Genomic DNA, 12191 nt, shown 5'->3' on the forward strand with positions numbered 1-12191 from the left:
TCCTTCAATGTGTCAAACGCTTATCGGGCATTTCAGCGCGTCACCGTGCGCAGAGTTGAAATTAATATGAAATAATTATTGCGAACATGCAATTAATCATGATTAATTATCTTGGAACTCAACGAGGGGAATGGAAATGAAAAAACTGATAGCCGCGGCGCTTGCCTCGGCCTTCCTTGCGTTGGCGCCACAGGCGCAGGCGCAAACTCCACCCAATGTCCTGGTCGTCGGGCAAATCGCGGAACCAAAATCTCTGGACCCGCATGCGGTGACCGCGGTCAATGATTTCCGTATTCTGGTCAATCTTTATGACGGCTTGGTTCGCTACAAGGACGGAAGGCTTGAAGTTGAACCATCGCTTGCCGAAAGCTGGACGATTTCCGATGACGGCAAAACCTACACCTTCAAACTTCGCGAAGGCGTGACGTTCCACGACGGCTCCCCGTTCAATGCAGAGGCGGTCAAGTTCAACTTTGATCGCATGCTTGATGAAGAGCATCCCTACCATGAGACAGGACCGTTCCCGCTGTCGTTCTTCTTTTCCGCTGTCGAAAATGTTTCGGCAGATGACGACACTACGGTCACATTCAATCTGAATGCACCTTATGCGCCTTTCCTGTCCAACCTCGCTTATCCGACAGGGCTGATCGTTTCACCGGAAGCAGTGAAAAAGTACGGCAAGGACTTTGGCCGGAATCCTTCCGGAACCGGCGCCTATTCCTTCGGTGAATGGGAAGCCAATGCCAAGGTGGTAGCGGTCAAGAACCCAAATTACTGGGACGGTGCGCCCGAGCTGGAGGCTGTCATCTATCGCCCGATCACTGGCGCCAACACCCGCATCGCGGAAATGCTGTCAGGTGGTCTCGATGTAATGGTCGAAGTTCCGCCAGACAGCCTGCAGCAGTTCAAGTCTGATGCGAGCTTCTCCGTGCTGGAGCAGGCAGGCCCTCACGTCTGGTTCCTGATCCTGAATGCCAAGGAAGCCCCGTTTGACAACAAGGCAGCCCGTCAGGCCGCAAACTACGCTATCAACAAGACGGCGCTGGTCGACAACATCCTGCAGGGCACTGCAGACGTCGCTGCTGGACCAACACCGCCGGCATTCGCTTGGGCGTACAATGAGGATCTAGAGCCATATCCGTACGACCCTGAAAAGGCTAAGGCGCTCTTGAAAGAAGCCGGCTACAATGGCGAGGAAATCACCTTCTACGTGACCGAAGGCGGCTCTGGCATGCTCGATCCGGTTGCCATGGGCACGGCCATCCAGGCCGACCTTCAGGCCGTTGGCATGAACGTCAAGATCGAAACATATGAGTGGAACACCTTCCTCGGCAAGGTGAATCCGGGTCTTGAAGGCAAGGCTGCAATGGCGGAAATGGCTTGGATGACAAACGATCCGGATACACTGCCCTTCCTGGCGTTGCGCACCGAAGCTTTTCCTGACAAGGGTGGTTTCAACTCCGGTTACTATTCCAATGCCAAGGTGGATGAACTGCTTGAAAAAGCCCGCCAGGTGACGGATCAGGCTGAACGCGCTGCTCTCTACAAGGAGATGCAGGAGATTGTTCAGGAAGATGCACCCTGGGTCTTCGTCGCCAACTGGAAGCAGAACGCAGTGACCAAGGCTTCTGTCGAAGACTTTAAGCTGCAGCCGTCCTTCTTCCTGATGCTTCAGGACGTCAAGAAACCACAATAAGACTGTGATTTCTGTCCCGGCACACCTTCAGGTCTGCCGGGACACGTGTCTTTGCCCAGCTCGGGCTCAAGAGGGGGAAATGCCTTGGGCGCTTACATTGCCAAACGCCTTCTGTCGGCCATTCCAGTCCTATTCGGTCTGACGATCATCGTCTTTCTGATCATGGCCATGATCCCGGGCGACCCGGCGACCGCCATTCTAGGGTCCTATGCAACACCGGAGAACGTTGCCAAACTCAACAAGGATCTCGGATTGGATAAGACCCTTCTGGAGCAATATGTCATCTGGATTGGCAATCTTATCCAAGGCGACCTCGGCCGGTCATATACGCTCAACCGCCCGGTTCTTGACGAAGTTCTGGAGCGATTTTCCGCAACGCTCATTCTGGCAGGAACCGCGCTGGTCCTGTGTTCCGTGTTCGGACTTTTGGCCGGTATCATTTCTGCCATGAGACAGTTCGGCTGGACCGACAAGATCATCACGCTCCTCGTCCTGATCGGCATATCAACACCATCGTTTTGGCTCGGACTTCTCTTGATCCTCATTTTTGCTGTGAACCTCAAACTGTTTCCAGCGTCCGGTATGTACGCCATTTATGGCGGCGGGGACTTGCCGGACCTGCTCCATCATCTCGCCTTGCCTGCCCTGACATTGTCGGTTGTTGCGACCGGGGTCATCGCCAGGCTGACCAGGACGGCCATGCTGGAGGTGCTGCGACAGGATTATGTCCGAACCGCGCGTGCCAAGGGTCTGTCGGAAAACAAGGTGATTTACAAACATGCTTTCAAGGCTGCACTGGTCAGCGTCATACCGGTGATCGGCATTCAGGCCGGGTTCGTCATAGGCGGTGCCGTTTACATCGAAACCGTGTTCCAGTGGCCGGGGATCGGCTCAATGTTGGTCAAGGCCATCTCAACCCGTGACCTGCTGCTTGTGCAGGGGGGGGTGCTCGTCGTCGCGGCGGCCTATGTGTTTTTCAATCTGCTGGCCGATGTCATTCAGACGATTATTGACCCGAGGTTGCGCTGATGGCGGACACTGCAGTGAGCACGGCGGCGAAGTCTTCGGCGAAAGCTGCAAGACCCGGTACTTTCTCGCTTCTGTTGAACAACACACTGGCGACTTGTGGATTGGTAATCCTGATCGCAGTTTTTCTGATTGCGCTGGCAGCTCCTTTGCTGCCTTTGGTCAACCCGGATGTTACGGCTCCGGCGAACCGCTTGCTTCCGATTTTCAGTGACGGGCATTTGCTTGGCACGGATCACCTGGGCCGGGATCTTTTGTCACGTCTGATCTGGGGCACTCGGGTTTCTCTTGCCGTTGGCTTGTCCGCGACGATCATCGCGGCGTTTTTTGGGTCTCTTCTGGGGCTGGTGGCTGGTTACGCTGGAGGCCGGGTCGATGCCATGATCATGCGCGGGATCGATATGGTGATGGCCTTTCCATATATTCTGCTGGCCCTCGCGATTGTCGCGGTTCTTGGACCTGGTCTTCTCAATGCGCTTTACGCCATTGCCCTCGTCAATATCCCTTTCTTTGCCAGGAACATCCGCGGAATCACGCTGGGGTTATCCCGTAGGGAGTTTGTCGACGCGGCACGGCTTTCCGGCAAATCGCCTGCTCAGATCCTGTTCATCGAAATCCTGCCGAATGTTCTGCCGGTGATCGTGATCACCATGTCGACAACGGTGGGCTGGATGATCTTGGAAACGGCAGGCTTGTCCTTCCTTGGCCTGGGAGCACAGCCGCCGCAGGCGGATCTCGGCTCGATGCTGGGCGAAGGCCGCAAGATCCTGTTCACCGCCCCGCATGTTTCCATTGTGCCTGGTGTTATGATTTTCATCCTTGTCATGAGCATCAACCTGTTCGGCGATGGTGTTCGCGATGTTCTGGACCCTCGCCTGCGTTCCGGGTCGTTGACGCGCCCGATGGCACGGACTGCGGTCAGTCGGGATGGAACTCCCATCCCGGCACCGTCTGTTAATGGCGGTGTCCTGGAAGTGCGGGACATGCGCACCGAATTTCAGATTGGAGGATCGGTTTACAAGGCAGTCGGCGGTGTCGACCTTAACCTCAAGGCTGGCGAATGCCTGGGGCTCGTCGGGGAATCTGGGTCCGGAAAATCGGTGACCGCCATGTCCATCATGGGGCTGGTTCCCACGCCGCCCGGACGCATTGCAGGCGGAGCCGCCTTTCTTGAAGGAGAGGATTTGTTTGCCGCGTCCGACTCCCGGATCCGCGCACTGCGGGGCGGGTCGGTGGCTTATGTCTTCCAAGACCCCCTCTCGACCTTGCATCCCCTGTTCACGATCGGAGATCAACTCAAGGAGGCGATCGGAACCCATCAACCCCTTTCCACCGCCCAAATCCGGGACAAGGCGATCGAACTCATGTCGCTGGTACGTATCCCCAACCCGGTGGAACGCTTGTCTGCCTATCCCCACGAACTGTCGGGAGGGATGCGGCAGCGCGTGTGTATCGCCATGGCACTGGCCAATGACGCCAAGCTTCTAATCGCCGACGAGCCCACCACAGCTCTTGATGTGACGGTCCAGTCGCAGATCCTGACGCTGATGAACCAGCTGCGGCGGGAGCGCAACGCGGCGATCCTGTTCATCACCCATGATTTTGGGGTGGTGTCAGCCCTGTGTGACCGGGTCGCGGTCATGTATGCGGGTCGGATTGTTGAAACGGGTAAGGCAGACGATGTTCTATCCAATCCACAGCATCCTTATACTGCAAAGCTGATCGAATGCGTTCCGGTGCTCGGTGAGCCCGGGCGACGGCTTGATGCCATTGACGGCCGGCCGCCGGTCGTCAACAAGCTGCCTGCAGGATGTGCTTTTGCAGACCGGTGCTCGCAGGTCAGATCCGAGTGCAGAACAGGCGATATCGACCTGGCAGCAACGTCTGAGGACCACAGCGTTCGGTGTCTTTATCCTCTCACACCTGGAGCAATGGCATGACACGATCTGCAATGAAGAACTTGCAAGGCAGTGAGCTTTTGTCGATTGCCGATGTTGAGCGAGTTTTTGGCGGCAATCGGAAATTGTTCGGGGGACGGACTCCGGCTGTTCACGCCGTTCAGGGTCTCAGTCTGGATGTACGGCAAGGCGAGACGCTTGGTGTTGTAGGGGAATCCGGTTGCGGCAAGTCCACCCTGGCCCGACTAGTCGTCGGGCTTGATCTGCCGACGGCCGGTCGGATCACTTTTGGTGGTGAGGATTTGGCGGAGCTGGCGAAAACAGATCGTACGGCTCTGGCACGCAAGATACAGTACGTCTTCCAGGACCCGGTCGCCTCATTGAACCCCCGCAAGACGATCAGAACCATTCTGGAGGCGCCGCTCAAACATCTGACGGATCTCGATGCTACGGGTCGCCAGACGCGGCTGGCCGAATTGCTGGAGGCCGTCAATCTGGCGCCTGAATTTCTGGATCGGTATCCGCATGAGTTTTCGGGTGGACAAGCGCAACGTATAGGAATCGCGCGCGCCCTGGCCGCGGGACCGGAGCTTGTTGTGCTGGATGAACCAGTATCTGCGCTCGACGTCTCTGTACAGGCGCAGGTTCTGAACCTGCTGGATGATTTGAAGGATCGCTTTGGTCTGACCTACGTTTTCATCAGTCATGACCTATCGGTGGTCGAGAGTGTCAGCGATCGGGTTGCCGTGATGTATTTCGGGCGGCTTGTCGAACTTGGCGCGGCCACTGATGTCTTTACGGAAACTTTGCATCCCTATACGGACCTTTTGATGCGATCCGCGCCAGCGCCGGGTCGGCATGAATTGATGTCGGAAGATGCGGACGCGGAGTTACCCGATCCTTACAAGCCACCGCCCGGATGCGCCTTTGCAGCCCGGTGTGGGCGAAAGACGGATGTATGCCTAGCGTCCAGACCTGCACGGACCGAAGCGTCGGGGCAGGGAATTGGACATGTTGCAGCTTGCTATCATCCGCTGACACGGGCATAGGCTTAGAGAACAGGCAAAAAGTTCATCCGGCTATGAAAAACCTCGACCTGGTGTCTGAAACCAAACCACGAAAGCGGCAGCGCCGCCCCGACATGGTGGCGCAACAGATCCGCGAACGGATTGTCGAAGCCGGGTTGCAACCGGGCGACAGAATTCCCGCTGACTGGTTGTTGCCAGAGGCCGTGAAAGTGTCCCGTGGAACATTGCGGGAAGCTTTGAAAGTCCTGGAGTTTCAGGGGCTCATTTCAACGAGAAGCGGACCGGGCGGAGGCGTCTTCGTATCGGCTGTCGAACCGGGAGAGGCGATCGGCCTTTTGGACAATTTGTTCCTGTTCAATCCGCCATCCATCTCCGACATCTATACATTGCGCAAGCAGCTGGAGCCGGAATTGGCCGCCTCCGTTGCAGGCAATCTGACAGACGAGGCTTTTCAAGCGCTTCAAGGTTGTATCCGGCTTTATGAAGACGAACCCAAAACAGCCGAAGAAGAATATGCGCAGCGGCTCGCGGAATTGGACTTTCATGAGGAACTGACCCGTCATTGCGGCAATCCGATTCTGGCTTTCACCTGCCGCTTTCTGCTCAGCTTGTTGCGTGACATGACCGTATGCCGGTCAATCTACAAAGAGCCCAATCCGGCCTTGCGCGAAACCGGGCTGCATTACCAGGTGCGTTTGCTTCGAGCGATTAAAGCTGGCGATGGCGAACTCTGCCGCATGATTATGCGCGGACACATGATGGAAGCGGAAAAGTACATGCTTGAGCGCGCAGCCATGCGGTCACCAGGCCGATCCGGGTTGGTCGATGAGGAGCCAGGCGGATGAGTCCGCAGGGCCTTGCGGCTCACACCATTCATCGATGCCACACACATCTCGGCTGGGACCGGTCGATTGAGCCGGTTCAATTTGCCAAATCCGGCGAGCGATTGCTGGTCGAGTGCAAGGATGCTGCCGGAGGACACTTTACCGACAAAAGCACGCTCGACGACATCGCGACACTGCGCCCAGAATGTGCCAATCCGGTTACAGGACCGGTATTTGTAGAGGGGGCAGATCCAGGCGACGCCCTGGTTGTGCATATCGAGGCGTTTGTGCCCAGCGGATTTGGCTGGACCGCGATCCTGCCAGGTTTCGGTCTCTTGGCAGATCAATTCCCGAACCCCGCCCTGAAACTGTGGCAATATGAAACCAGCGCGCTCCAACCGGCTGTTTATTCGGATCTGGCCCAAGTGCCCCTGAAGCCGTTTGTTGGAACAATCGGTGTTGCTCCTCAAGACCCCGGGCCCCATTCGATCATTCCGCCGCGCAGGGTTGGCGGCAATATGGACATTCGCGATCTATCAGCCGGTGCAACGCTTTATCTGCCGGTCGAAGTTCCTGGGGCATTGCTTTCCATAGGCGATACGCACGCTGCGCAAGGGGATGGTGAAGTTTGTGGTACGGCGATTGAAAGTGCGATGGATGTTGTCGTCTCACTGGAGGTTCTCAAGGGCGGTGCTCCGCCATTTCCACGCTTCACCGTGCCCGGTCCTGTCACCAATTATCTGGACAAACACGGCTACGAAGTCACAACCGGCATCGGTCCGGATCTCGGCAGTGCGGCGCGGGACAGCGTTAGCGGCATGATCGAGCACCTGACCCGAATTACGTCGATGTCGGCTGACGACGCTTACATGCTTTGTTCCGTCTGTGGTGACTTGAGGATTTCCGAAATTGTCGACGCTCCCAACTGGGTCGTTTCGTTCTACTTTCCCCGGATCGTGTTGGGCTGAACCGCCTAATGGATTTGCATCAAAGCGTCTATTGCCCAGATTGCCCGCGGCGCTGTTGCCCGTCGCATTCGAACAGCAGTAGTAAATGAACGTCATGAGCATAAAAGAGACGCTGACGACAGACAATGTTTGCCCACCTTTATTCAAAAGGAACCTAACCATTGGCGATAGATCTCAACCAGTTAGTCCAACTACGCCATTGGCTGCATGCCCATCCCGAAGTGTCACGCGAAGAGGTTGAAACGGCAAAGCACTTGCGTGCATTTCTGGCTGAACACGCTGCACCAGATGAATTTGTCGACTTGGATGGGGCCGGTTTTGCAGCCGTCTACAATGGTACAGCTTCCGGAAAAACGGTCATGATACGTGCGGAGCTGGATGCCCTGCCAATCCATGAGGTCAACACCGACATCAGCTATCGTTCTCAGTATGATGGGGTCGGCCACAAATGCGGTCATGATGGACATATGACCATTTTGGCAGGTCTTGCCCAGACGCTTGCCGAGCGGCCTTTTATGGGGCGCGTCGTTCTGTTGTTTCAACCGGACGAAGAAACTGGAACGGGCGCACGAAATTGCTGCCTGCATCAGAATTTCAAACAGATCAAGCCCGACTTTGCATTCGCTTTGCATAACTTGCCGGGATTTTCAAAGGGCTCGGTGATTTGCAAGACAGAAACGTTTGCCTCTGCAGTTAAATATATGGCCTTGACGTTTACCGGCAAGGAAGCGCACAGCGCGCAGCCGGAAACCGGCGCCAGCCCTTCCTTTGCCATGGCTGAATTGACACTGAAGGCGCGGGAGATCCAGACGAAATACGATACGCCGGCGGCCTATGCGCTCATCGTCCCGGTGTACACCGAAATGGGTGTTCAGGCGTCCGGTGTTTGCCCGGGATATGGCGAAGTGCATGTCACCTTGCGAGCCGCACAAAGTGCTGTCGTTGAAAGCATGTGGGATGACCTGTCGGCCTTTGCACGGACTTTGGCTGATGACTATGGCCTGGATTTTAACTTTGAAACCAGGGAGGAATTTGCTGCCAACGCCAACAGCCAGCTGGCATTCGATATGATCAAGGCAGCATCGGTGCAAGCGGGGTCAGAGTTTGTATTGATCGACATGCCGTTTCGCTGGGGGGAAGACTTCGGGGAAATCACCAATCGCTTCGAAGGCGGTATGTTTGGTTTGGGAGCAGGCGAAGCCCTGCCCGACCTGCACAACCCGGACTATGATTTTCCGGATGATCTTTTGATGCCCGGCATAACCATGTTTTCCAACCTGATTCAGCTCGCCTTGTCCGGCGAAGAGCTTAACAGAGTGGAAAGCCCGGAAGATCGCACTTAGCTGTATGCGTGCCAGCTAACCGGAAATTCGATTTTGTCCATGATTTCAACGGCGTTGTAAACATTTGAGCTGACATTGAGAGACACCTTTTATAATGAACCCAAACCCGTCGGCTTCCTCCCCGCCGTGCGGTAGATGGTCAGTCTCGTCCTTATATCGGTCACTCAGTTGATTTCATTTTCATTTGAAAGACTACTTTCAAACAGGGTGCAGCAAATTGCGGGGACTGGCGGCACAGGGGCCTTCACGGCGCTGCTAGCGAATGGTGGTTCGAGTTAAGGCACCCCGGACAAGACCCGCTTCAAATTCGTCACTTCCAACCGGATTGTTAAACCTGCCCCACCGCAATAGCATCTTTCGCAAATAGCGGATAAGCCTCAGAAATGATTTGATTAAACTCACATTCGGGCATCGGCCGGTAAAACTGATATCCTTGCCCATAGTTGCAGCCGGCAACCGTTAATAGGCGACGCTGATCTTCAGTCTCGATTCCTTCAGCCGTACAATCCAGCCCCAGATTCTGACAAAGATTCAAGATGGTATAGACCAAAGCGGCACAGGTATGATCACGCTCCATTGGCATGACAAAGGCCCGGTCAATCTTCAGCTTGTCGAAACTGAAGTGATGCAAATAACTCAGAGATGAATAACCGGTTCCAAAGTCGTCCAAAGCGATCCGGACACCGTGTTTTTTGAATTCCAAGAGTTCCGCGAGCGCTGCAGATTCCTTGTCCATCAGGACATTCTCAGTCACTTCCAACTCCAGGCGCTTCGCATCCAGGCCATGCTCTCTTAGGCACTCCAAAACCTGATTCAGGAACTCACCGGTACCCAGTTGCTTTGGCGACACATTCACCGACACTGTCATGTGATCGGGCCAGCCTGCCGCCGCTCGAATGGAGGCCCATAGCACCTGGCTGCCAATCTCCCGGATCATACCAACATCTTCAGCCAGAGGAACAAACGTCGCTGGTGTAACAAAACTTCCATCATCTTTACGCCAGCGTACAAGGGCTTCCGCTCCACTGACTTCCCCGCTCTCAAGATCTATGACCGGCTGAAAATGGGTTTCCAGTTTTTCTTCTGCAACAACGGTGGCAAGTTCTGCCTGAAGGCGTCTCATACCTCGCAGCTCAGCAGCAATGACATTGTCGAAAACCTTGTAATGATTGAGATTTTCGGACTTAGCCTTGTACATGGCCGCATCTGCGTTCACCAGAACCTCTTCTGCTGAACTGCCGGGATCAATTGGTGCTATGCCAATCGCAGCACCTGTTTGCAAGCTGAGATCACCAACTTGCATCGGGCGTGCGAACTGTTTTGAGAGCCGGCGAGCCAAATACTCCACAGAACCGGGTTGAGGCGACCTAATGATGACAGCGAACTCATCTCCACCCAGCCGCGCGGCGAAATCTTCAGCCCGACAGGTCTGCGTTAAGACATGCGCCGTTTCCTGCAGAACCCTGTCGCCAACATGATGGCCATACGTGTCATTGAGGCTTTTGAAGTTGTTCAAATCTACCAATATCAGTGAATGACCGCGGCTGCCGTAGGATGCACCGCGCACAACCCTATCAAGGATCTTGTTGAACGCCAGCCGATTGCCAAGGCCAGTCAGGGCGTCCGTTTCGGCGGCACTCATAATCCGGGCCTCTGCCGCCGCGTTCTCTGTAATGTCCTCGACTGTTTCTACCCAGCCACCATTTGGTTTTGGGGTCATTGTGTAAACAACGACGCGCCCATTCCGCAGCTTTGCCTTGGTTCGGATCACCTTGCCGGCTTGCATGACCTTCTGCACACGCGCGGCACCGCTTTGAGGATCACCGGCGAAATTTCCGTTCGACTTATGCTGCGCCAATAGGAGTTCAAACGATGTGCCAAAAGCCAAATCGTCATCTGACAGTCCAAGTATTTCGGACACACGGCGGTTGGCATAAAATAGTGTGCCATCCTCGCCGAACACGGACACCCCCTGCTTCATGGACGAGAACGTGATCTCGAGCTCTTGAGACCGTTCCCGCGATTCATGTTCCCGCCGTTTCAAGTCATCATTCAACCGGACCTCTTTGGTGATGTCCCAATTGACGCCTATGACTTCTGTGGGTTGGCCATCGGTTGCCGGAAGAAATTTCCCGTGTGCCTGGACCCACTTATGCGTACCGTCTTTCATGACGATCCGGAATCGATACTCAAAGGGCGAATTGGTTTCCCGAGCGACGTCCAACGCGTGACTCGCAAGATCCAGGTCCGGCTCGAACACCCGGCTGGCCCAGTCCGCATAGGTGCCCTTGAACTCTTCTGGAGTACAATCATAAAGCTCGTACATCGCAGGGTCCCACTGCAGCCGGTCCTTGGCGAAATCATAACGCCAAACCGCGATCCTCGCAGAAGCCCGAGCCAAATCCGAAGTGAACAATGCACGCGCGGTCTCATCATAGCCGGTCAGAGTCTTCCTGATCTGCTCACTGACCAATCCGAGGATAAGAATCCCAGCGATATTACTCACCAAAAAGATGTACCAAGCCTTGCTCAAGACTGAAAACCCAAACGCCAAGCCCTGATCAACAAAGAAGAGCGGCAAGACACAAATCGTCGCAGCAGCTGAGAGTCCAAGGAAGTCCAAAACACCTGGCCGGCGTTTCAGAAGTGTGTCAAAAAAGTAGGCGGCGAACATGCCCACCAAAGCATAGATTAGTGGACTCAAGGATCCGCCAATGACAACCGGCCCCCCGACATGAAAGCGGGCCGCACCGGCAATAGCCGCACAAATAACGCCGCCAATGGGTCCTGCATAAAAGCCGGCTAAAACAGCCGGTGCCGCCCGTGTATCAAAGGTTGCACCTCCCGGCGCCTGAACAGGAAACTCTACGACCACCACACTCAGGATGCCGAAACAAACACCGATGATTATCTTATGCCGTTTGGAGAACTCGGATCTTCCATTGTTCATCGCAATGAAATGTAAAACCAAAGCCCCGAGAGACAACAAACCCAGATTTGTAACAATTCCGACAAGCACCGGCTCGCCTCCACCAAGGATCTAAAACACACGCTATAGTAGGACCGAATGAGAGTTTCATAATCATTTACACATACAACCATTTATATACGTGATAACCCGTATTTTGACGCAAATTGACGCAGGGTAATTTTCTATAAATACATAGGACAATGTAAATTTTAACTACAAAACCTTTCAATTTTTGCAAATCAGCAAATTCCAATATTGATTTATAGGTATTTTTTCATGAAATGCGCTGTAGTTTCCCAAGTTAGGAGTTCGGAAACAATAAATCACTTTCGCCGAATCAGAGCGAAGCCACCCCAGCCAAACACCAATCAAGTATTTCTTCTGTGCAATATTACCAATATCACAAATACCGATCATAAGTTCCAAATTCTACTAAT

Annotated in this window: 8 protein-coding genes; 7 read left to right on the plus strand and 1 reads right to left on the minus strand. The window is 54.6% G+C overall.

The window, feature by feature from the left end; all coding sequences use genetic code 11:
* Positions 1-136 precede the first annotated feature (136 nt).
* The 7 genes from FJ695_RS25125 (at position 137) to FJ695_RS25155 (ending at position 8783) form a co-directional block, all read left to right on the plus strand.
* Positions 137-1696 carry an ABC transporter substrate-binding protein gene (locus FJ695_RS25125; protein ID WP_141188000.1) on the plus strand — a complete coding sequence of 520 codons (1560 nt, stop codon included), beginning with the start codon at positions 137-139 and terminating at the stop codon, positions 1694-1696.
* Between the two features lie 84 nt (positions 1697-1780).
* Positions 1781-2725 (plus strand): ABC transporter permease, encoded by a 945-nt coding sequence (locus FJ695_RS25130; protein WP_141188001.1) that lies wholly within the window; start codon positions 1781-1783, stop codon positions 2723-2725.
* On the plus strand, positions 2725-4662 hold the full coding sequence (locus FJ695_RS25135; RefSeq protein WP_141188002.1) for a dipeptide/oligopeptide/nickel ABC transporter permease/ATP-binding protein: 1938 nt from the start codon (positions 2725-2727) through the stop codon (positions 4660-4662). Before FJ695_RS25130 ends, FJ695_RS25135 begins: the two co-directional genes overlap by 1 nt.
* Positions 4659-5669, plus strand: a complete 1011-nt coding sequence (locus tag FJ695_RS25140; RefSeq protein ID WP_141188003.1) for an ABC transporter ATP-binding protein — start codon at positions 4659-4661, stop codon at positions 5667-5669. The genes FJ695_RS25135 and FJ695_RS25140 overlap by 4 nt, the downstream gene beginning before the upstream one ends.
* Positions 5670-5701: 32 nt before the next feature.
* Positions 5702-6493, plus strand: coding sequence for a FadR/GntR family transcriptional regulator (locus tag FJ695_RS25145; protein ID WP_141188004.1), 792 nt, complete (start codon positions 5702-5704; stop codon positions 6491-6493).
* The gene (locus tag FJ695_RS25150) at positions 6490-7440 is read left to right on the plus strand and encodes an acetamidase/formamidase family protein (protein ID WP_141188005.1); all 951 of its coding nucleotides are present in this window, start codon (positions 6490-6492) and stop codon (positions 7438-7440) included. Before FJ695_RS25145 ends, FJ695_RS25150 begins: the two co-directional genes overlap by 4 nt.
* A gap of 161 nt (positions 7441-7601) precedes the next feature.
* The gene (locus FJ695_RS25155) at positions 7602-8783 is read left to right on the plus strand and encodes an amidohydrolase (protein ID WP_141188006.1); all 1182 of its coding nucleotides are present in this window, start codon (positions 7602-7604) and stop codon (positions 8781-8783) included.
* 328 nt (positions 8784-9111) lie between these two features.
* Here FJ695_RS25155 and FJ695_RS25160 read toward each other — a convergent pair whose 3' ends face one another.
* The gene (locus FJ695_RS25160; protein ID WP_141188007.1) at positions 9112-11802 is read right to left on the minus strand and encodes an EAL domain-containing protein; all 2691 of its coding nucleotides are present in this window, start codon (positions 11800-11802) and stop codon (positions 9112-9114) included.
* Positions 11803-12191: the final 389 nt, after the last annotated feature.

The organism is Labrenzia sp. PHM005 (assembly GCF_006517275.1).
Taxonomy (GTDB): domain Bacteria; phylum Pseudomonadota; class Alphaproteobacteria; order Rhizobiales; family Stappiaceae; genus Roseibium.

Bases quoted from the DNA above. Each gene is read 5' to 3' on its own strand.
- FJ695_RS25125 (WP_141188000.1), top strand. From the start codon at position 137: ATGAAAAAACTGATAGCCGCGGCGCTTGCCTCGGCCTTCCTTGCGTTG.
- FJ695_RS25135 (WP_141188002.1), top strand. From the start codon at position 2,725: ATGGCGGACACTGCAGTGAGCACGGCGGCGAAGTCTTCGGCGAAAGCT.
- FJ695_RS25140 (WP_141188003.1), top strand. From the start codon at position 4,659: ATGACACGATCTGCAATGAAGAACTTGCAAGGCAGTGAGCTTTTGTCG.
- FJ695_RS25145 (WP_141188004.1), top strand. From the start codon at position 5,702: ATGAAAAACCTCGACCTGGTGTCTGAAACCAAACCACGAAAGCGGCAG.
- FJ695_RS25150 (WP_141188005.1), top strand. From the start codon at position 6,490: ATGAGTCCGCAGGGCCTTGCGGCTCACACCATTCATCGATGCCACACA.